This is a genomic window from Paenibacillus sp. UNC217MF (assembly GCF_000686865.1).
In the GTDB taxonomy this organism is placed as follows: Bacteria; Bacillota; Bacilli; order Paenibacillales; family Paenibacillaceae; genus Paenibacillus_B; species Paenibacillus_B suaedae.
Window position 1 is genome coordinate 100,307 of sequence record NZ_KK366031.1, and the last position, 21,563, is coordinate 121,869.

Consider the following 21,563-nt stretch of genomic DNA (forward strand, 5'->3'; position numbering starts at 1 on the left):
ATTCCTCCTTGATATGATAAATGGGTACGATTTAATCGCTAAACGCTAAATACCAGTGTTAATCAGTGTTAATGTTAATGCAAATACTAGTTCTGAGACTAGTACTAATGTAAGTACTAATGCAAGTACTAATACAAGTACTAATGCAAGTACTAATGCAAGTACTAATGCAAGTACTAATGCAAGTACTAATGCAAGTACCAATGCAAGTACTGGTGCTAGTGATCAATCTTGCTCGAATTGGCTGTGCTTGATGTGAGTCCCGTTAAATCCTCATTTGTCATGCTGTCGCCATGAGGATGCAATTCTTCCAGGTTGTTTGTCGATTCAAGATTCTCGAACAAGCTAGTGTCAGCGTCGCCTGTATATTGAGCAAGCTGATGCTCCAATTGCTTAATCTTCTTCTGGGAGCGGAACTGCAGGTAGATGCTGTATGAACCGACAATTACAGCTCCAAGCAGGGTGCAGCCCAAAATGAGAAGAATAAGCGGTACATCGAACGTGCCGAACAAGAGATTCACTTGTACTGGATTCACGTTAATGACTGCGAATATCGCCGTAATGAGCGCAAATATAAGTCCTGCTAGCAGGGACCATTGAATACGCATTGCAGGTAGCCTCCTTACCATTATGTTTATGTATCTATTCTCAGTATAATGTTCGACTTCATTCGCCACAAGTTGAATGGTTGCTCCAATCAAATATTTTCATTATGGAATAAGGATTCATAATACAGACATGTCATGATATGATCATGGGGAGGAATGATCTGGAAGTGAATGGAGGGGCATTCATGAATACGAGGAAGGCAGACGTTGTCATTATTGGTGGAGGGCTTGGGGGAACGCTGGCAGCTTGGACACTGGCGAATCGGGGTCTAGAAGTGATCATGACAGAAGAGACGGACTGGATTGGCGGCCAGCTTACCAGTCAAGCAGTTCCACCAGATGAACACCCATGGATTGAACAAACAGGATGTACGGCTGCTTATCGAGCATTCCGCAATCAGATTCGGAGTTATTATGCTGCACTTGTGAAGCCGGAGCTGCTGCAGGATCGAGATGCATACGACAATACTTTCAATCCGGGGAATGGATGGGTAAGCCGGCTGTGTCACGAGCCGAATGTTGCGCATGATCTGCTGCAAGCGTGGCTTTGCCCTCACGTTGAGGAAGGGCGTCTGCACATTTTGTATCATACGGTTCCGCTTGAAGCGCACACGCAAGGCGATGCCGTACAAGACACCACCGTGCTCAATCGAATTACAGGAGAGAAGACAGTACTCACTGGACAATATTACGTAGATGCAACAGAATGTGGTGACGTGCTGCCGCTCGCAGGTGTTGAATATATCGTTGGTGCTGAATCACAGCAGATGACAGGGGAGCCTCATGCGCTAACAGAAGCAGACCCAGCTGATTTGCAAGCGTTTACAGTAGTGATGTCGCTGGAGAAGCTGGATGCCAACGCCGCTGAACGCAATGAGCCGATTGCCAAGCCCGCAAGTTATGATTGGTGGAGAAGCTTTCACCATGAAGGATCGCCTTATCCTTTGTTAAGTTGGTGGGATACAAAGCCGAATGCGACTCATGAATTGCGCAAGTTCATTTGCTTGCCCGACGGTATAGACCCGCTGCCTCTGTGGACGTATCGCCGTACTGTGGACGCATCGCAGTTTCGGGACGGACATTATGAGGGAGATCTGTCCTTAATTAATTGGCCGCAAAATGATTATTCCATTGCATCTCCTGTTGAGATGAGTTATGAAGAGCGGGATGCGGTTGTTGAGGAGGCTAAGCAGTTAAGCTTGTCTCTGTTATATTGGCTTCAGACAGAAGCGCCACGTGAAGATGGTAGAGTAGGGTACCCCGAATTCCGCTTGTATCGTCCATCTGTCGGCACTGATGATGGCCTTGCTAAGTCGGCTTACATTCGTGAATCGAGAAGAATTCATGCCTTATATACGATAACGGAACATGATGTGAGCAAGGAGCTTCGCAAGGGGCAGGGACTAGGTATTCGACGATATGAGGATAGTGTAGGAGTAGGGCATTATTCTATGGATTTGCATACAACAACCAAGACTGGACGAAGCTGCTATATTCCGACCTTGCCTTATGAAATTCCGCTTGGATCTCTCATTCCGAAGCGGGTCACGAATGTTCTGCCTGCTTGCAAAAATATCGGTACGACTCAGCTCACTAACGGGTGCTATCGCTTGCATCCAACCGAATGGAATATTGGAGAATCCGTCGGTCACTTGATCGCTTATTCGATTGAGCAAGGGGTCATTCCGCGCAAGGTCTATGAGGATAAGCACCATCTCAGCGCTTATCAAGCGGAGCTGGATGGGGCAGGCGTACAGCGAAGCTGGCCGTTCGATGGAACCGAAATCGTATAGCGCAGCTATATCAACTTCTTCGCTTCTTACCTATTAGCACGCATCGTGTCCCTAGGTTTACTCAATTTGATACAAGAGTGAATGTGACAGGATAGCTGACAAAAAAAGAGACGCCCAGACAGCAGTTAGTTAGGCTGTCTAGCGTCTCTTTTACATTTATTTTGCAGCGAGCTGTTCCATCTCTTTGATAAGGGATTCAAGCAAGCTCATGCCTTCTTCGATTGGCTTCGGAGTGGACATATCGACGCCGGCCTTCTTCAGAATGTTGATCGAGAAGTCGCTGCCGCCGCTCTTCAAGAAGCCTGTGTAACGATCGACTGCCGGTTGACCTTCTTCGAGAATTTGCTTCGCGAAGCTTTGTGCAGCCGAGAAGCCTGTCGCGTATTTGAACACGTAGAAGCTTGTATAGAAGTGAGGAATACGTGCCCATTCCATCTCGATATCTTTGTCGATGACCATGTCATCTCCGTAGTACTTCTTATTCAAGTCATAGTATACGTCACAGAGGAGCTGCGGTGTCAGTGCTTCACCTTTCTCAGCGTGATCATGGATAATCATCTCGAATTCAGCGAACATCGTCTGACGGAATACAGTTGTACGGAATTGATCGATGTAGTACGCAAGCAGATACATCTTTTCTTTCTTATCCGTTGTCTTCTTCAGCATATAATCCATGAGCAGCGCTTCATTTAACGTGGAAGCAACCTCTGCCAAGAAGATGGTGTACTGTGCGTCACGATATGGCAGGTTGTTGTCCGAATGGTACGAATGTAGTGCGTGACCCATTTCATGTGTCAATGTGAACATGCTGTTCAAATTGTCTTTATGGTTCAACAGCACGTAAGGGTGCGTGCCGTATGCGCCCCAGCTGTATGCGCCAGTACGCTTGCCTTCATTTTCATAAACGTCAATCCATCCGTTGTCGAAACCATCTTGAAGCACATTCAGATACGATTCACCAAGCGGCTTCAAGCTTTCCTTAACAGTTGCCTTCGCTTCTTCGAATGTAATATTCATGTCGAACTCATCGACAACCGGAGCGAATAGGTCGTACATATGTAGTTCCTTCACACCCAGAAGCTGCTTGCGAAGCTTCATGTAGCGGTGCATAAGCGGCAAGTGCTTGTGGATCGTGTCAATCAGATTCGTATATACTTCCTTCGGAATGTTGTCGCCGTACAGATACATTTCCAATGTGGAAGGGTATTTGCGTGCGCGAGAATAGAACAGGTTCTTCTGTACGTTCGCATTGAGTGTAGAAGCAACTGTATTGCGAAGCTTGCGATATGTACCGTATACGCCTTCAAAAGCAGCCTTGCGAACTTCGCTGCTGCGGCTTTCAAGGAATTGAATGTAGCGGCCATGTGTCAGCTCTACATCCTTGCCGTTCTCGTCCTTAATCGTTGGGAACTTCATGTCGGCATTGTTCAGCATGCTGTAAATGGTCTCAGGCGCCTTGGACATGCTTCCAACTTGCGCGAGCAGCGCTTCTTCTTGCTTGGACAGAATATGTGCCTTTTGGCGCTGCATTTCAGTCAACGTGAAGCGGTAAGCAGCCAGCTTCGGTTCTTGAATGAAGGCATTCAATTGCTCATCAGACAAGGACAGAACTTCAGGCGTAATGAAAGAGAGAGCCTCCCCAACTGTTACGCTTAATTGCTTGGCCTTCTCGGACAATGCCTGATATCCAGGTTCCGCTGTGTCTTCATGATGGCGCATGCTCGCATATACGTACAGGCGCTCTGTATGTAGGGAAATATCGTCTTCCAGCTCAAAGCAATTCTTCAGTGCTTCCGCATCACTCAACTTGCCTTGATATTGCTTCATTTTATCCAACAGCTGGTTAACCAGCGAGAATTCTTTGTCCCATTCTGCTTGTGATCCGAATAAGTCCTCCAATTTCCAGCGGACATCCTGTGGGACTTCTGAACGTTTCCATACTTGTTCCATATGTACCCTCCTCATATATTGATATTGCGATAATGGCTTCGCTGTCGCTTGCTTATAACTAGCGGCTGTTGAAGCAGACAGTAGGCTGGTCACCATGATGGCAGAGGTGACCAGCCCAATAACCAATTGGCGTGTCGTGGCCATATATCCCCCTCCGGTAGCGTTGCCGTGCGGCAATGGTGCTGTGTGCACTCACCGATTAATCTGTAGGGTAGTATGACCAGAGAACGCCAAACTATTTGTTGCGGACGGCTGTGCTTGTTCGTTGAAGAAGCTAACTGCCGAGCGCAAAGAAAGAATAGACAATTAGGAAGAAGGCGAATGTAATCAAGCATAATGCAGTAATCGCCAACGGCCTGCGCAGCTTCTCCGGCAGCGTGTCTCTCTTCCAGACTAGGATCACACCAAGTGAAAATGCAAGCAAAATAAAAATAAGGTTCGTTGATGAATTCATAAGCATCCTGCCTTTATACTTGCTTGAATTTGTCCATGATCTCGTTCCATTCTTCTTCCTTGCCTACGTAATCTTCTTTAGGAAAGCGTTGTTCAGCCCAATGCATCAAGGCCGGACGGCTCAAGAAGTTGTGGCATTCTTCTCCCCATTGTTCGGATATTTCACGCAATACGATATAACGGCCTTGTACTTCAACCGTAAGCATATTCCAGTTATCCTTTTTATAAATAACATGTTTCTTCATCATAATTTGGTTCCCTCGTTTCTTGGTGCAGGGCACTGTCACTCTAAGTTGTAAGCGGTATTGCCAAGCAGTTCGTCTTACCGATCATGATACCTTAGCCATTAAATGAAATCAAATCTGATTTCACTGGAAAACCGCAATATTGATCACATTATTTGCAATTTTTTTAGAAATCTTTTTTTGTGGGAAAAGTTGCGTTTGACTTTTTGCTTAAGTATAATATTACTATTCGCCTGTCAGGGCGAAGAAGTGAGGAGGTTTTGACTTTGAAAGGTACTGTAAAATGGTTTAACGCAGAAAAAGGCTACGGATTTATCCAAGTGGAAAACGGCGAAGACGTATTCGTTCATTTCTCCGCAATCCAAGGCGACGGTTTCAAAACACTTGACGAAGGCCAAGAAGTAGAGTTCGATATTACTGAAGGCAATCGCGGTGCGCAAGCAGCTAATGTCATTAAATTATAATGAATTGTCCCGTTAAGGGCTGTCATTTATAAATAGTGCACTAGCAACGCCAAGCAGCCATGTTCATGTTGAGCATGGCTGCTTTTTTATGTTCTCATCTGATCGCAGTAGCCTGAACCCATTATTTTGTTAGCCAGTACCCTATTTGTTCATCGGACTTGTTCATAAAGATATTTGCTCGATCCGAGAGTCATGGATTTGATTAGGATAAAATACCGCTGTGCACGAGCCGCGCAAGTTGCCTCGGAGACAGTGTCTCACAGTTGAATGGGATCACTTGCAGGCTGAATGACATGTCCTTGCACTTCAATTCATGCTCAGGGAGCGCTCTCGGGCCGCAGCTGTTGCTACCAAGACCATTCTGTGCTTTGTCCAGATGAAGAACAATATCGCTTCGAGGCACTAGATCAGCATGATGGGCGGCATTCTCCAAGTCCATGACCGAGTAGCGATGGGCGCTAAAGTCAAAGGTATCCACTCCAGAACTGCTTGTAAAGAATAGTCCCGTGCCTTGAGTGTTCACAAAAGATACCCATCTTGTATCTGTACGATTGCCATTCTCCTGCGGCTTCTCGTATGCCACCATAAGATCATCGACCTTCGCTTCGTACCAGCCTATTGCAGCTGCTTCCTTGCTGTCGACATAGCTTTCGCCTGGACCGCGTCCATACCAGCTGCAGGAATTCAAGCCGGCAGGGATGCCAAGCTCGTAGCCAAAACGAGGGAGAACCTCTGGATGGCATCCTTCAGGCCGTACGTCAATGTGCAGCTGTATGATCCCATTTCCTTGTATGGTCATGATCTGCTCACAGGCCAATCCCCACATGAAGGCAGGTGCTCCTAACCGGAAGCAGGTCGTTACGGTAATCATCCCCTCTGCTGCGCGTGATGAATCGATGGTCACCTGTTTTATCCGTTTCTTCAATTGATGTAGTCGAGCATTCCGCCAATCCGTCACTAGATAGCGATCATTATCGATAACGGCACGCCATAATTGAAGGCGGGGACTGCCAGTTAGCAAATCTGTATTATGGAAACGCCAAGAGAGAAGGCTTCCGTCTGACCGATTGATCTCCATAGTAAAGCTGCTGCCTGTAAGGATGAGGCTAGCTCCTTGGTCATGGATCGAAATGGGCTTCAGCGACATCATGCCTGCAGGGGCAGTATGAATACCGAAGCCGGATGTCAGGCTGCTCTTAGACGATGATATGGTAGAGGAGGCTGCTGTCTCCTGTATGCAATCGGTATGCTGTAGCTGAAGAACCTGCGAAGGCTCAAGCTCAAATTGAGCCCATGCCACTTCATGACCCACAGGGAGCCAGGGGATTGTGCCATAAGTGCCGCTACCCGAACGGAAGGAGAACCGAAGCCACATATGTTGAAATGCCGGTTCAGATATCGTATGGCCGAACGCGGCTCGAATCGCTGTCCGCGCATCCCACCGCCATGCAGCGCGCTCACGTGGAGTTACTTCGGGTACCTCGAATGTCCCTTCGGCAATTAGTTCACCATCGGCAATGATGGAATAGTGACCGCGCAAGCATGATAATGGAAGGAAGTCGTACCGGTTCTCGATGATATATTCTCCTGGTTCACTGCTGGCATAGACTTTGACAGGCTCGATCGCTTTTTTGTATTCATGCAGAGCGGGCCACGGCTTACGGTCTCCGTCGATGAGTCCATTCAAGCAGAAGTTTCCGTCATGAATAAGCTCGCCGAAGTCTCCGCCATACGCCATTTCTTGGCGGCCATCCTCTCGCTCACGCCGAATGCCTTGATCGACCCAATCCCAGACGAACGAACCTTGCAGCTTCGGGTAGCGATAGAACATTTCCACGTAGTCCTTAAGCGCTCCCGGGCCGTTGCCCATTGCATGCGCGAATTCACATAAAATATACGGACGATCGTCATCAGACTGGACAACCTTCTCAATGGCTTCGAGTGTTGGGTACATCGTTGAGCGGATGCCGAGCTCAAGCATGTTGCTCCAATCGCCTTCGTAATGAACGGGGCGAGTCGGATCATATTGCTGTGCCCACTCAGCCATGGCTGCATGATTGGACCCGCAGCCGGATTCATTGCCAAGTGACCACATGATGACGCTCGGCGCATTTTTGTCACGGATTACCATCCGCTGCATTCGCTCCACATAGGCTTGTTTCCACGTCTCATCCTCACTGAGCAGTGACCAACACCCGGCAGCTTGAAATCCATGTGTTTCCAAGTCCGCTTCGTCGATTACGTATAGCCCTGCCTCATCACATAAGGCGTAGAAGCGCGGATCATTCGGGTAGTGTGAGGTCCGCACAGCATTCAAGTTGAACTGCTTCATTAAGCGCACATCTTCGACCATTGTGGCATAGGGAATCGCACGTCCATGATCCGGATGGAATTCATGCCGATTGACGCCCTTGAACATGATGGCCTTCCCGTTTACGAGAAGATTCGTACCGGTAAGCTTCACTTCTCTGAATCCGATTCGCTGCGAGATTACTTGAATGACCTCTTGGTTCTTGTCTCGAAGCTCCAGCACGAGATGATACAAATAAGGGGTCTCCGCTGACCATAGTGTAGGGGCTTCTACGGTAGTGCTTACCCGGATGATTGGCTCTGATTGCTGGCATCGATCACATACCAAGATTGTGTTCGCCGGCGAAATTGGCTGGCGGGCTGCATTCAATAATGTCCATGCAAATGTATGTGACTGCGCAGCCTCCTCGCTGATACAGAGCTCGACATCAACGTCCAGTTGAGCACGCTTACCATTGTCGAGCAGGTGCGTGCGAACCGTAAAGTCCCACATATGCTCCGTCGGGAAGGCCAGCAAATACACATCGCGGAAAATACCGCTTAACCACCACATATCCTGATCTTCCAGATAGGAGCCGTCGCACCATTGGTATACCTGAACGGTAATTTGATTCATACCTTGCTGCAGGGCGGGACGGATGTCGAATTCCGCAGGAATGCGGCTTCCTTGACTGTAGCCAATAAAGTGCCCGTTCACCCATACTCGAAATGCGCTGTCCACACCTTCGAATCGAAGGACGACCCGCTGCTCCATCCAGCTTGGCTCAATCCAAAAAGTCCTGCGATACGTTCCTGTAGGATTCTCATGGGGAACAAAGGGAGGTTCAACTGGGAACGGATAGAGGATATTCGTATATTCTGGTTTTCCGTAGCCGTGCATTTGCCAATTCGAAGGTACCGGAATCTCGTCCCAATCGGAATCATCGTACTGGGGCATCCAGCACGCTGCCGGTGCTTGCTCGGGACTCGATGCGTAGCTGAATTTCCAGGTGCCGCTCAGCTGCTGGAAATAGGCCGATGCACCGCGCTCGTACGTCAATGCTTCGGAGGCGCTTGCACAAGGAATGAAGTAGGCACGGTCATGGAGGCGTTGTTGATGCAATACAGTAGGTGACTGCAATAATTCATTCAGTGTTAATGGAGCTTGTTCATTGTGCGGATCTACCAGGTTCATTCGTTCTACTGACATTCTCATCTTCCCTTCAAATGCTATAGACTCAATATCACGATATGAATATAAAAGGCTGTTGATTGTATATATGATAAAATGAAAAAAGACGCTCAATCAATCTAACGATTTTATTTGAAATAACAATATATGAAACTCGAAACAGGTGAAGTCAATGCAGCATTTTCATTTTCCAATGATCAGCGAACGTGAGCGGTCGTTGCCACTCGTTGTAACTACGGTAGGAAGCTGGGTAAGCCAACAGGAAATTGTGCGTCTGAGCGGATATCCTGATTACCAGTGGCTGCAATGCACGTCCGGCCGTGGCGAGTTCTGGTGGAAGGGGATGAGTGAGCCTATCGTTGTTGAGACTGGGCAGGGTGTTATCTTATTTCCCCATATACCGCATGAATATAGGCCAATTGAGGAGCCATGGGGAATCTATTGGTTTGGATTTCAAGGAAGCTTATCGCAGGAGCTGCTGACTGCGGCTCAATTGTATCAATCGACAAGGATTACGCCAATGAACCCTGAGCTCACGCTAGAGCCAATCAAGAGGGCGATTGCTCTATTGAACCGATCCTCGTTCAATGAGGGACAAGGCACAATGCTGTCAGGACATGCCTATGAGCTGATTATGGCGTGGACTCAATCCGGATGGGAGACTCTGGTCAGGGAAGGGCGGCACGTGGATAATGATCCGTTAACGCCGTTGTTGGAGTGGATTCAAGAACATGTTCATCAGGAGCTTACACTTCAGCAGATGGCCGACCAGATAGGTGTTACTCCGCAATATGTATGCAAGCTGTTTCGAAGAACACTTGATATGCGGCCGCTTCAATATGTGATACGTCTGCGGATTCGTAAGTCGAAGCAGCTTCTACTCGCTTACCCGAGGCTGTCTGTCCAGCAGGTGGGACAGGAGGTTGGCTTCATGCACACGAGTTATTTCATTCATCGATTCAAGCAGCAAGAGGGAATGACGCCAGTCCAGTTCCGTCTCCTTCATGCGGGGAAACTGATGGGTGATCATCGTGTATTTGATGCTACAGAAGTGAATGGAACATAGATCCGGCAGTAATATCAGATCTTATAGTAGTAATAATACGAATCTCCCAAAAGAGAAGCCCCTCGCTCCGCCACAGTTATTGTGGGGAGTTAAGGGGCTTCATGTGCTATTGATACGTGGACATGCCCTGTTATTCAATGATGCGCAGTATCTCTTCGACCGGCTTGCGTGGGAGCTTGGCCGGTGTTTCCAGCGGATAGCCGAGTGCAAGCACCATGTTGACCTGGCGGTCTTCTGGAATGTCAAGCAGTGACTTGATTGCATCAGCAGCCAGTAGGACAGGGCCAGTCATTGGACAGGTAGCCAAGCCCTGCGCATGAGCGGCTAGCATCAGATTTTGAATGGCCAAGCAGCTGCTCTTAATGCCCTCTTCTTCCCATACCGCAGTCGGCACCAGTTGAATCGGATCGAAGATGCGCTCACGGAATTTCGAAGTGTAAGGCGTCGCTAAGCATACAATGAGTGCTGGTGCGTCTGAGAAGGCCGTTGCATAGGGCCCGAAGGACTTGAGCAGCATTCTCGCTTCCTTGTTTAATCCTTGCTCTTCCGCTATTTGAGCCTTGGCATGCAGTGCATCCCATGTAAGCTGCTCGATTTGCTTGATCATCGAACGATTCACAACGGCGATGAACTCCCATGTTTGGGAGTTTGTGTCGCTTGGCGCGTAACGCGCACAATCCACAAGCTCTTTAATGTCGTCGACAGACACTGGACGTTCATCGTAGCGACGAACGCTGCGGCGCCCATGAATGACTTCCTTTATTGTCTCATACGTTGTTGTCATATTGGTGACCCTCCACCGAACGAGTAGTATGATTGCTTTAAGACCTTGTATTAAGACCTACTACTATTATACGGTACAGTTGAAAAAATGCAATTAGCTGTGTCTGCTGGACGCTTGGATTGTCGCTGTTTCACTATGACGGGCAATGATAGCCATAGTTATAAAGCCGAGGCAGGCTATAAATGAGAACCCTGCTGCAACCTCATATAGCACATCCTTGCCGAAGGATTGCATTAAGATTCCACCGAAAGTTCCGCTTATGAGCCCTGCGATGCTGGACCAGACGATCGTATACAGTGCAAGCCCTGTTGAACGATATTCGTCAGGAATGACACGGCTTATATAGCGAACGGCAACGAAATAAAAGATCCCGAATGACACGCTGTGCAGCAACTGCGTAGAAACAATCCATGTTGGATCTTGCAGCACTGCAATAAGCAGAAGCCGAATGGTATAGGTTAACCCGGAGAATGCTAATAGCGGCAGTTCCTTGAATTTCTCCCCATAGGCATTCAATAAGAAGAAGATTGGAATTTCACTAAGCGCTGAGAGCATCCAAGCCCATCCAACCAAAGATTCATCTGCCCCAATCTGGGACAATGACAATCCGAGGAAGGCTTCATTCAGACGATGCCCGATGGCAAGCAGCAGCACGAACAGGAAGAACAATAGTACTTCTCGCTGCCGCAGGACAACCCACAGTCCGGACAGTTCCATCTTCTTCATCGTGGCGCGCTTATCCGTAAGGGGGAAGGCAAGCCCCAGCGATAGCAAGCCAAGCAGAACAATGACCCATATGCTGTACGAAGCGCCTACCGAGCGTAATATGAATCCGAATAAGAGTGCAGATACAGCGAAACCGATCGAGCCAAAAACACGAATGCCGATAAAGCTCTTGCCTTGAGCCTGCGCAGTCATAATCGCGAAGCTGTCGTTCAGTGGATATATCGGAAAGTAAAAGAAATAAAAGCAAACGAGAAGCAGAGCAACCAACCCGTACGAGGATACTTGAGCAAGTGCCACAGATAATACGATTTGTGCGACCAACAACGTGATGAGCACTTTTTTCAACGTACCGAGTTTATCGCTGGTTACGCCCCAGAATAGGTTGGAAATGATAGAGATGAGCGGTCCAATGGAATAGAGAAGCCCAATCTGGACACTTGTAAACTGCAATGATTTGTAGTAGAGCGGCAAATACGATACAACGACCGAAGAGGTCATAAAGATCATAAATGTAAAGGCGCGCAGCCAATGCGCTTCTGTGTTCCGGGGTGCCGGATACGCCATGCGTGTTCCCTCCATGAAGTAGATGAATGTGTATAAATCGGAGTTGTCAATTGAGCAAGTAAAAATGGAATAATCCCTAGTATAGCATGCTTCCTGTGGATTGGGGCGGTTTCGTCATTTACATCCTCGCAAGCGGCATGGTACATTAACAGCATTAATGATGCATCCTATTTACCGGAGGTGCGGCAGCATGGTGAATGATTGGTTCGAATTCGACGAACGGCTTGGTATTGAAGTGCCCATAGTTGAGGATTCTTGGGATGGAATGAGCTGGGACGAACAAGTGCTCATTATGGACAAGTGGGAACACACTCGCGGCAGAATTCCCGACCGTATTAAAGAGCTGGAACGTACGATTGTTTTGAAGCAGAATGCGCTGAATGAGGAGGAGCAATTTGAGGCTTCCTGCCGGCTGAATAGCGAGATCGCAGAGCTTGCTTCGCAAATTATCGATTTGAATTTGTGGTACCGGGTTCATCAGGACGTAGATGCCAAAAATCACCACTAGTGAATATCGCATGCAATCGTTTGTGCAATTAGTCACTTCGTAATATAATAGGTGTGGTTAAAATGGGTACTCAATAAGTGTGAGTAACATCATCTCGTAGAAGTTGACCTACACAGAGGACGGAGGATTTTCTTGAATCAGGTGAGGCAACGCCGTACGCGAGCTCCGAAAGAGCCGCTCGGACTCATGTACCGCGTATATAAGTATATATTGCCGGGGGTTCGTCAATCGTTGGCAAGCTGGCAGACGCGGGCTGAACGAATTCCGAACGAGGAGCTGCGCAAGCAGGCGCTCGCGAGCATCGCTAGCAAGCAATTTCATTGTGAGGGCGGTGCTGTATACGCTGCGGCTAGGTTAGATGTACGCCATATATTGATCCCGCTCATTGTTGCTTTTCAGACGATCAGTGACTATTTGGACAACCTGTGCGACCGAAGCACCTCGATGGATGCGGAGGATTTCCGCTTGCTCCATCAGGCTATGCTGGATGCGGTCCAACCGGACGAACCGCTCAAAGACTATTATGCGCTCCGTGATGATCAAGAGGACGGGGGCTATTTGCGTGATCTAGTACAGACGTGCAGAGATAGTATTGCTTCACTGCCGGCGTATGGAATCGCACAGCCGCATATTGTTCGTCTCGTCGGACTGTATACAGACCTTCAGGTGTACAAGCATATTCACCCGGATTCTCGGGAGCAGGCGCTGCTGGATTGGTGGAGTCTGCATGAATCGGCTTATACGGAGCTGGGCTGGAATGAATTCGCTGCGGCGACCGGCTCCACACTAGGTGTGTTCCAGTTATTTTTGGCTGCGGCGGACGAGAGTCTGACGCAAGCAGATGCAGACCGCATTCTAGAGGCATATTTTCCATATGTATGTGGACTGCATATTATGTTAGATTATTTAATTGACCAAGAAGAAGATCGTGCCGGCGGAGACTTGAATTTCTGCAATTATTACGACGATCAGAGCTTGGTCGTGAACCGGATTGGCCACTTTGCAGACCTTGCAACGGTGCGAGTTAGCTCACTGCCGGATGGACGATTTCATCGTATGATTATAGAAGGGCTGCTAGCTCTATATTTATCAGATCCGAAAGTAAGGGAACAGGCCGCGGTTCAACAAGTATCCAAGCGTCTCATGAAGAATAGTCCGCTTATGAGATTATTTTTCTGGTTGAACAGTCTTTGGATACGTAAACATATGTATTGAGGATTATGAGGGAGGAAACGAATCATGTCTGCTGTAAAAAAGATTGCCGTATTGACAAGCGGCGGAGACTCACAAGGTATGAACGCTGCAATCCGATCAGTAGTGCGTGCAGCTATATTCAATGGAATTGAGGTTTATGGAGTTCAGCGCGGCTATCAAGGGTTATTGAACGAAGATATTCGCCCAATGGATATTCGCAGTGTAGGTGACATCATTCAACGTGGCGGAACGATTCTGCAATCCGCTCGCTGCCAAGAGTTCAGAACTCCAGAAGGCCAGCAAAAGGGTGCAGACATTTTGCGCAAGCACGGCATCGATGGCTTGATTGTTATCGGTGGCGACGGTTCCTATCAAGGTGCGAACAAGTTGAGCAAGCTTGGCATCAAGACAATGGGTCTGCCAGGAACAATTGATAATGATATTTCCTTTACAGATTATACAATTGGCTTCGACACAGCTGTCAGCATCGTAGTTGACGCAGTAAACAAGCTTCGCGATACGATGAGCTCCCACGAGCGTTCTTCCGTCGTAGAAGTGATGGGTCGCCATTGTGGAGATATAGCGCTGTATGCAGGTCTTGCTAGTGGTGCGGAATCGATTCTTGTACCTGAGGTTGACCATAACATCGATGAAGTTGCAGGTCGTATGCGTGAGAACTTCGAATGCGGCAAGCGCCACAGCATCGTTATCGTCGCGGAAGGTGTTGGACGCGGTGAAGATGTCGCGAACGCCATCATTGAACGCTGCCCAACTGTTGAGCCGCGCGTTACGGTTCTCGGTCATATTCAGCGCGGTGGTTCTCCAACAGCGTTCGACCGTATCTTGGCAAGCCGTCTAGGCGACTTCGCAGTTCGCCAGCTGATAGAAGGCGAATCCGGCAAGGCTTGCGGTATGATTAAGGGTGAGCTGGTCGCAACCGACATCGATCTTGTTGTGAACACGAAGAAGGAATTCAATATGGAGCTGTACGAATTGGCTTCGCGTCTGTGTCAATAAGACGCTGCTGGTTCACGCAGTTTTGGATAAGCCCGGCAAAGCCGCATCATGCGGTTGGCCGGGTTTTTTTGTATATTTGCAAGATGTGCGGAGGAGGGATAGATGATTTCAATTGATGTGACATCTTGACGCATGATTCCGGTTTTATGTATGATGTGCGATAGGGAAGGGGATGGAAAAATGTACATATATCGGTTGGAAGCGTCCTCGGTGCAAGGAACGTTCGTATGTGTGCTGACAGCAGATACAGAAGAACAAGCATTTCTGCAAGCAGAAGCACATTTCGAGCGGGAGATCCCGGGTGTTACTTGGGAGGGCTTGACTTTGCTAGAGAAGAAACGCTGCGTGAATGGCAGCGGATATATCATCCCCGTTCGAGATTAATAGACGTAATAGACGCTTGTCAGCCGAATGATGATGGAAGGGGAGTGCGATCATGCGCATCGTATGTATTTCTGGCAGCAATCGTAAAGAAGCAACAAGCACGAAGCTTGTTCGTTATCTAGCAGCAAGTATTCAGGAGAAAGGCCATGAGGCGCAAGTCATTGATCTCAATGAACTGCAGCTTCCTCTCTACAGCCCAGACGATGCAGAACAGCATACGAATGTGAAGCTGTTGAGAGAGTCGGTTCTCGCAGCTGATGCCATTGTGTTGGCTACACCTGAGTATCACGGGAGTATATCCGGCGTACTGAAGAACGCGCTCGATTATTTGAGCTTTGACTATTTCAACAATAAGGTCGTTTTGTCGGTTAGCTCTGCAGGTGGTGCGGTTGGTATCAGTTCGTTGACGCATTTACAGACAATCGTTCGCAATGTACACGGAATTAACTGTCCAGAATGGATTTCCATCGGCGGCGATGCAAGACAATTCACAGCAGAAGGGCAGCCTGTTCAGGAGCAAGTGATTCAACGAGTTCAGAAGACGTTGAACTATTTCTTGAATCTGTCTGCGAGCACTCGTGAGCTTGCATAAGCAATTGATGTAGTTTGAAGCACCTCAGGCATGCACAAGAATACGCTTGTGCAGGGAGGCACGTGAGAGTGTCAGAGGATACCCCGCCTCACGGCTTCCCGATAAGGTGTTCGTATTTGTGTGAACGCTACAATAACTCCAGCATACCCCCCCCCTCGGTTACCGATTATCTTTTCTTCTACTCCATATCGATACAATCTAGTCTTTCATCTCAATGAGCTTGAACGGCTATTTTATTTTCACGTTTGTGTCAAGTTTGATTGGTCTATTACGTAGTCATAGATATACATCAGTTGGACTGCAACAAGAGGGACAAGCCCTATCAAACTGAGGAGCGGGGGATGCCTTTGGTGTGATGCGAGAAACATTGGTCAAGACTTGCGCGTCTATAACATGCCAGCGTGACAAACAAATACGAATGATGAGAAGGAGACGCGTATATGAGAGTAAAGACAGGTTTCTTTTCCGTTAGCGCCATACTTTTAGTTGTAGTGTTTGTACTGATTGGTTGTTCAGGTTCACCTTCAAAGGGTGAGGGTTGGGTGAGCACAAATTTCTCGCAGCAAGAAGCAGATAACTTGCAAAAACAGGTGGATGAAGGCCATAAGCCTGGACTAACAGACTGGCAGCAAGTATCGAGAGAGTATCTCATACACAAGAAGGCCTCGTAGTTAATGAAGACATTGATGTGAAGCTTATTGTAGATGAGAAAGCCAAGAAAGTTGTCCAATACGCACTCAAAGACGGGAGAACCATTCAGCTAGAGCTCATCCAACCAAGTAAGGAAGGTCCTTCTGGCATATTTGTCGTAAGCAGGTATCGTTTTGCGAGTAATGAATAAGCACGGAAAACATGCCATGAAATATGGAGGCGAATTTTATGTTAAAAAGGAATATGACCATCATGTTGCTTTTTACTCTCATTTTGTCTCTCTTTGCTTCGACGGGATCTGCTTATGGAAATGCAATTGATGAACAATCGAACCCACTGCTGGACAGCAAGGAAGTATTGAATTATTTATTTTGGACCAAGGACGACAAGCTGAAGGCGGACGTAGCCTCACTTCAGACGGCTCTGGGATTGTCCGATCAGCAAATGACACAACTAAAGGATATGGGGCTCAAAGAACGTAATTCAGCCAGAGCACTGCAGCTGCAGGCGCAGTCGCTAACGGTGGACAGCTATAACGCGAAGGCAGACACCTTATTTCAAGTACGGAATGCTGCCTTACAGAGTCTGCTCCAAGATAAGCACATTGCCTTCGAAGAATGGGTGACGAAGTGGTGGGCAGACGAGAAAGAATATAGAAATACATGGTTGAAGACAAAATACGGTGCAAATGCTGACGTACCGCGAATCTCTGGAATTTTTGCAACTCAATATGATCCAGATATAAGCGGCTCCTATGAGGTCGCACTGCCTGATAAATATATTAAATTTGCGAATAAAGGCTGGATTAGTAATATCCCAGTCCAATTGCGAGGGACGTATGGCAATCCGAAGTATGTAGTCAATGTTTATAATCCAAATACGGTTATGTCTGCCCTTGGTGTAGAAGTGAAGGATGTTGGCCCTTGGAATGTCGATGATAATTACTGGGATACTGCCAACGGAAGCAATCCTAGGCGATTCGGCTCTGGATTAGCATTGGGTACTCCTGCTTCAACAGCTGCCTATTATAACAATTGGAACAATGGCAAGGATTCACAGGGTCGCAAGGTGCTCAATCCTGCCGGGATCGATTTGTCGCCAGGCGTTGCTGCAACGTTAGGTCTTGCCACAAACGAAAATGCTTGGGTCGACGTAAGATATGAATATTTGCCTTAAGAAACGAGAGGAAGAGTCATGATTACAAGTAACAGATAACATATACGTTGGGGAGCCATTATTCTGCCTGCAGGATTTTGGCTCTTTTTGTTGTGGAGAGTGATATCGAATGTTCGTAATAAGGGAGTGAATCAACTTAACATCAGTGTGGAAACAACTTGTTTACTTAGCGATTAGAGGGTAATAGATAGAATGTTGTCATACATGGATTAAACCTAATTTTGTTATATATTATACCAAAAAAAATTTCAAGAAAAGAGTTGACTTTAGTATAAAATGGAATTATTCTGAACTTGCAAGTGGCAAACAAACCAAATTATGGAGGTGAATCAAATGGCATTTTCAGTTGAAAAAGAAGGCGAAGAAGGCGGATCCAAGACAATCAACATTTTCTGTTAAGCACTTATCCCAAACGATTACAAAATAGGCTCCAGCCTATTTTGTAATCGTTTACATCTATTTAAACCGAGGTTATTCTACTGATTCTACTTGCACTAATGAGCAGGACAGTTATCCATATAGCAATAGCAGCAGCAATGCTGAGCGAGTACATAATTCTCAATTTGGTAGGTATTTTAAATAGCTGCGGAGGGATTCAATTGGTATTAAGAGGAGATATAACGATCCAGGACAGCAGCACGCTCAAGGCATCTCGTTTCAATGTACGTGTCGCAGACGGCGAATATTTGCGATTATATAATTCATATACCGGGAAAATAAGTAAGTTCACTGGTGAAGAGGCAGAGATCGTAGAAGAGCTGTTGAAAGTCAGGGAGCTTGAGGCAGTAGAGTCGCAAGATGAGGTTCGCAGTGGGTTAATTCAACATTTACAAAATAAAGGTTTCTTAGTTAAGAATCGAGTGAATGAATTTCAGCTGGCAACTGCGCAAAAGTACAATATGTTAGCTGAGAACCGTATGCTGCAGTTAATAATACTGCCAAATGAGGATTGCAACTTCCGTTGTACTTACTGTTATGAAGACTTTCTGAAGTCCGAAATGAAGGAATCAGTGCAGCAAGGAATATTGAACTTTTTGGAGAGAAACGTAAAAAATTATAGCCGGCTGCTCATTAGCTGGTTTGGCGGGGAGCCGCTCAAATCATTCGATGTCATAAAGCGTATGTCTGCTCCAATTAAGGAGATTTGCGCCAAATACAACGTGCAATATCACGCCAATATCACAACGAATGGCTATTTGCTTAATAGTGAGACTTTCGAGGAACTGCTAGAGATGAATGTGAGAAGCTTTCAAATCACATTGGATGGGACTGCGGAAACGCATGACAGTTATCGAGTTGGCCGATTCGGAGAGAAGACATTTGATACGATCTTCTCTAATTTATTGAAGATGAAGCAAAGCGATAGACCATTCAATGTTGTACTGCGTTCCAATATCAATCAAGAAGTGTCGACTGTGATGGATAACTATATTTCGTTAGTCAGCAGTGCATTTGTTGACGATCCCCGTTTCATGCTGCATTTCGTGCCGATACAGAATTTGAAAGGGGAACAGACAGCTGACATCCATTTATGCGATACGAAAATGCTGTTTCCGTTCTATGAGAAAGCGAAAGAAAAAGGATTTAATTTCGATTTCTACAAGCAATACTTGCGCCCAGGAGGTTCTGAATGCTATGCCTCCAGTCCATCCTCATGTGTAATCGGGTCTGACGGGATGATCTACAAATGCACAGTTGCATTCAATAATCCAATGAATCATGTAGGCGATATTCTTGAAAATGGGGATATGGTCATTGATCAAGAGAAATGGAGCTTGTGGGTTACAGGCGGAGTCAATGAGGATACATCTTGTACCAAATGCTTCTTCAGACCATCATGCCAGGGGAATGCATGCCCGCTCGAACGAATTGAGACTGGCGCAACACCATGTCCTCCAGTCAAGAAGAGTATTAAGAAGTACATTACATTAGTAAATGAGGATTATGCTTATGAGCCGAGCGTATAACAAAATCTTAATAGGGATTACAGGTACAATTGGCGCCTTGAACGTACATAACTATATTTTCGCGCTTAAAGGCCGCTTTCAGTGTCAATTGGATATTGTGGTTACCGATAATGCCAAGCAGTTCGTGTCTACGCTTGCACTAGCCAATTTGTGCGATCATGTCTATGATGATCTATTTACGACAAATCTCAAAGCTCCGCATGTCAACGCTGTTCAGGATGCCGACATCTTCCTCATACTTCCCGCATCTGCGGACTTCTTGGCCAAGATGGCGCACGGGATGGCAGACGATCTGTTAAGCTGCTGCGTATTGAACTATACGAACCCGATATACATCGCCCCGAATATGAATAACACCATGTGGAATCAGCCGAGCGTGCAGCGGAACGTGGAAATCCTCAAGACGGATGGACATCTGTTCGTTAATGTACAGGCAGAGGGATATAAAGCTTCAAGCGGAACCTATACCGGTTCAGATGCCGCTCTTCCGCAACCGGAAGAGTTGATTCAGTTGATCTTGCATGAAGAATCCAGAATGAATGAGCCTGCCTATGAATACAACAACTAATCTCCGTAGCAACAGGAACTACATGCTGCTGCTGACCGCCGCAATTCTAGTTAGTCCTGGGTATTATATTTACATTGTTGCTGTCGAATGGCTGACAGTGACCTTATTTGACTCGCGCAGTTATTTGGGTTTGATCCTTTTCTCCTCTTCCGGTGCGAGACTGCTGTTCATGATATACGGCGGAGTAATCGCAGATCGCGTCAATCGAAAGATCATTATCCTCTCATCGCAATGGATGAAGGTGCTCTCGATCGGGGTACTGCTGACGATGTACTGGCTGGATATGATCACCCCGTTATTCCTTATCATCGTCTCCTTCTTGTTCGGTGTGCTGGATGCATTTGCTGGCCCGGCCTATGACTCTGTTATTACGTCAATCATTGATAAGAAGGCTTACCAGAGAGGCAACGCGCTGCTTCGTATGGCTAATCAGTACAGTTTAATCATAGGTCCCTTAATCAGCAGCACGTTTATTATTACAATAGGCTTTTCCGGTGTCTTTCTATTTAGTCTTATTTCTATCATTATTTCGACTACGCTTATATCCTTTATTCGGATTCAATCGCATGATTCAAGTACACCGAGGAAATCAAAGTGGAGGGAATTGACTTCCTCCTTCGAATATATTCGTACACATTGCGCATTACCCACGTTAATGGCAATTGGATTCATCATGAATTTTTTTGTGACTGGTCCAATGGGGGTAATGCTTCCGATTTTGGCTAAGGATATTTTCAAGGGGAACGCAGTTGTGTTAGCCCTGTTAGAGGTCTCGCTGGGAGTCGGATTTATATTGGGATCCATTGTTGTATCGCTGCGAAAGTCTTTCGCAAGACCGGGAATTGTTATTTTATGCTCGTTGTTTCTAATCGTTATTGCTTACACGTCACTCGGATATGTGCATCATTTAGTCGTGTCTATGCTTGTATTGTTCACGATTGGAGTATTGATTCAGGTTATGAATATCCCATTGTTCACGTACATTCATTCAAGCACTCCCCATCATATGATAGGGAAAGTAATGAGTATTTTCATATCGATTGTAACCGGATTAACACCGCTTTCTTACGCATTCGTTGCTTATTTGCTGCATGCTGGGATAGGTATCCAGTTTGTTGTGCGTATTTTTGGGATATTTTTGTTAGTCATTGTATTTGGTGCCATGACGCGGCCAGCATTGCGTCAATTAAGCTATACAGATTCGGAGACAAGCGAGCAGGAACATGTACAACAGCAGACCTTGTCCAATTAGTCAAAAAGAGATGAAGGATTAGACCCGTCCTTGCTGGACGGGTTAATACTTTGTGATTACATGGAAATGAACGTTTTAAACATTGAATAGCGTTTGATTAATCCCCGTTCTGTTATGGAA

The 21,563-nt window shown here is 46.7% G+C and carries 20 protein-coding genes; 13 read left to right on the plus strand and 7 right to left on the minus strand.

The features are described 5' to 3' along the window. Nucleotides 1-218 precede the first annotated feature (218 nt). Nucleotides 219-608 (minus strand): LapA family protein, encoded by a 390-nt coding sequence (locus BP95_RS0128845; protein ID WP_021253253.1) that lies wholly within the window; start codon nt 606-608, stop codon nt 219-221. 185 nt (nt 609-793) lie between these two features. On the opposite strand from BP95_RS0128845, the gene BP95_RS0128850 reads away from it, so the two are divergent. Beyond that, entirely contained in the window at nt 794-2,401 is a 1,608-nt protein-coding gene (locus tag BP95_RS0128850; protein ID WP_028533853.1) for an FAD-dependent oxidoreductase, read from the plus strand. A gap of 156 nt (nt 2,402-2,557) precedes the next feature. On the opposite strand, the gene pepF is transcribed toward BP95_RS0128850, so the two are convergent. The 3 genes from pepF to BP95_RS0128865 all read right to left on the minus strand — a co-directional run bounded on the left by pepF (nt 2,558) and on the right by BP95_RS0128865 (nt 5,052). After that, nucleotides 2,558-4,351, minus strand: coding sequence for an oligoendopeptidase F (gene pepF / locus BP95_RS0128855; RefSeq protein WP_028533854.1), 1,794 nt, complete (start codon nt 4,349-4,351; stop codon nt 2,558-2,560). A gap of 274 nt (nt 4,352-4,625) precedes the next feature. Then, nucleotides 4,626-4,805: a hypothetical protein gene (locus BP95_RS0128860; RefSeq protein ID WP_021260126.1), complete on the minus strand. Its 180-nt coding sequence runs from the start codon at nt 4,803-4,805 to the stop codon at nt 4,626-4,628. Between the two features lie 13 nt (nt 4,806-4,818). Next, a complete protein-coding gene (locus BP95_RS0128865) occupies nt 4,819-5,052 on the minus strand; it encodes a hypothetical protein (RefSeq protein WP_021253250.1) in 234 nt (77 codons plus the stop codon). A gap of 263 nt (nt 5,053-5,315) precedes the next feature. Between BP95_RS0128865 and BP95_RS0128870 the strand changes: the two genes are divergently transcribed. Further along, entirely contained in the window at nt 5,316-5,513 is a 198-nt protein-coding gene (locus tag BP95_RS0128870; RefSeq protein WP_005546053.1) for a cold shock domain-containing protein, read from the plus strand. Nucleotides 5,514-5,715: 202 nt separating this feature from the next. Here the strand turns inward: BP95_RS0128870 and BP95_RS0128875 are convergent, their stop codons facing one another. Next, nucleotides 5,716-9,012 (minus strand): glycoside hydrolase family 2 TIM barrel-domain containing protein, encoded by a 3,297-nt coding sequence (locus BP95_RS0128875; protein WP_231515229.1) that lies wholly within the window; start codon nt 9,010-9,012, stop codon nt 5,716-5,718. Nucleotides 9,013-9,166: 154 nt separating this feature from the next. Here BP95_RS0128875 and BP95_RS31645 point away from each other — a divergent pair, with 154 nt between their 5' ends. Further along, nucleotides 9,167-10,060, plus strand: a complete 894-nt coding sequence (locus tag BP95_RS31645; protein WP_021253247.1) for a helix-turn-helix transcriptional regulator — start codon at nt 9,167-9,169, stop codon at nt 10,058-10,060. Between the two features lie 130 nt (nt 10,061-10,190). Here BP95_RS31645 and BP95_RS0128885 read toward each other — a convergent pair whose 3' ends face one another. Together BP95_RS0128885 and BP95_RS0128890 are read right to left on the minus strand one after the other, a co-directional pair. Next, complete coding sequence (locus BP95_RS0128885) at nt 10,191-10,844, minus strand: nitroreductase family protein (RefSeq protein ID WP_021253246.1); 654 nt, start codon at nt 10,842-10,844, stop codon at nt 10,191-10,193. 93 nt (nt 10,845-10,937) lie between these two features. Further along, complete coding sequence (locus BP95_RS0128890) at nt 10,938-12,134, minus strand: MFS transporter (RefSeq protein ID WP_021253245.1); 1,197 nt, start codon at nt 12,132-12,134, stop codon at nt 10,938-10,940. A gap of 190 nt (nt 12,135-12,324) precedes the next feature. Between BP95_RS0128890 and BP95_RS0128895 the strand changes: the two genes are divergently transcribed. From BP95_RS0128895 to BP95_RS0128945, 10 genes are all read left to right on the plus strand, one after another. Next, nucleotides 12,325-12,642, plus strand: a complete 318-nt coding sequence (locus tag BP95_RS0128895; RefSeq protein ID WP_021253244.1) for a hypothetical protein — start codon at nt 12,325-12,327, stop codon at nt 12,640-12,642. Between the two features lie 132 nt (nt 12,643-12,774). Then, nucleotides 12,775-13,857 carry a tetraprenyl-beta-curcumene synthase family protein gene (locus BP95_RS0128900; RefSeq protein WP_021253243.1) on the plus strand — a complete coding sequence of 361 codons (1,083 nt, stop codon included), beginning with the start codon at nt 12,775-12,777 and terminating at the stop codon, nt 13,855-13,857. A gap of 24 nt (nt 13,858-13,881) precedes the next feature. Then, a complete protein-coding gene (pfkA, locus tag BP95_RS0128905; protein WP_028533856.1) occupies nt 13,882-14,853 on the plus strand; it encodes a 6-phosphofructokinase in 972 nt (323 codons plus the stop codon). Between the two features lie 180 nt (nt 14,854-15,033). Then, nucleotides 15,034-15,237, plus strand: coding sequence for a DUF3906 family protein (locus tag BP95_RS0128910; protein ID WP_021253241.1), 204 nt, complete (start codon nt 15,034-15,036; stop codon nt 15,235-15,237). A gap of 52 nt (nt 15,238-15,289) precedes the next feature. Next, nucleotides 15,290-15,829 carry an NADPH-dependent FMN reductase gene (locus BP95_RS0128915; RefSeq protein WP_021253240.1) on the plus strand — a complete coding sequence of 180 codons (540 nt, stop codon included), beginning with the start codon at nt 15,290-15,292 and terminating at the stop codon, nt 15,827-15,829. 440 nt (nt 15,830-16,269) lie between these two features. Continuing rightward, nucleotides 16,270-16,500 (plus strand): hypothetical protein, encoded by a 231-nt coding sequence (locus tag BP95_RS0128920; RefSeq protein WP_021253239.1) that lies wholly within the window; start codon nt 16,270-16,272, stop codon nt 16,498-16,500. A 208-nt stretch (nt 16,501-16,708) separates the two neighbouring features. Beyond that, on the plus strand, nt 16,709-17,656 hold the full coding sequence (locus BP95_RS0128930; RefSeq protein WP_021253238.1) for a hypothetical protein: 948 nt from the start codon (nt 16,709-16,711) through the stop codon (nt 17,654-17,656). A gap of 599 nt (nt 17,657-18,255) precedes the next feature. Continuing rightward, nucleotides 18,256-19,623, plus strand: coding sequence for a radical SAM/SPASM domain-containing protein (locus BP95_RS0128935; RefSeq protein WP_051614220.1), 1,368 nt, complete (start codon nt 18,256-18,258; stop codon nt 19,621-19,623). Then, on the plus strand, nt 19,607-20,191 hold the full coding sequence (locus BP95_RS0128940; protein ID WP_021253236.1) for a flavoprotein: 585 nt from the start codon (nt 19,607-19,609) through the stop codon (nt 20,189-20,191). Before BP95_RS0128935 ends, BP95_RS0128940 begins: the two co-directional genes overlap by 17 nt. Then, nucleotides 20,175-21,443 (plus strand): MFS transporter, encoded by a 1,269-nt coding sequence (locus BP95_RS0128945; protein ID WP_028533859.1) that lies wholly within the window; start codon nt 20,175-20,177, stop codon nt 21,441-21,443. Before BP95_RS0128940 ends, BP95_RS0128945 begins: the two co-directional genes overlap by 17 nt. Nucleotides 21,444-21,563 lie beyond the last annotated feature (120 nt).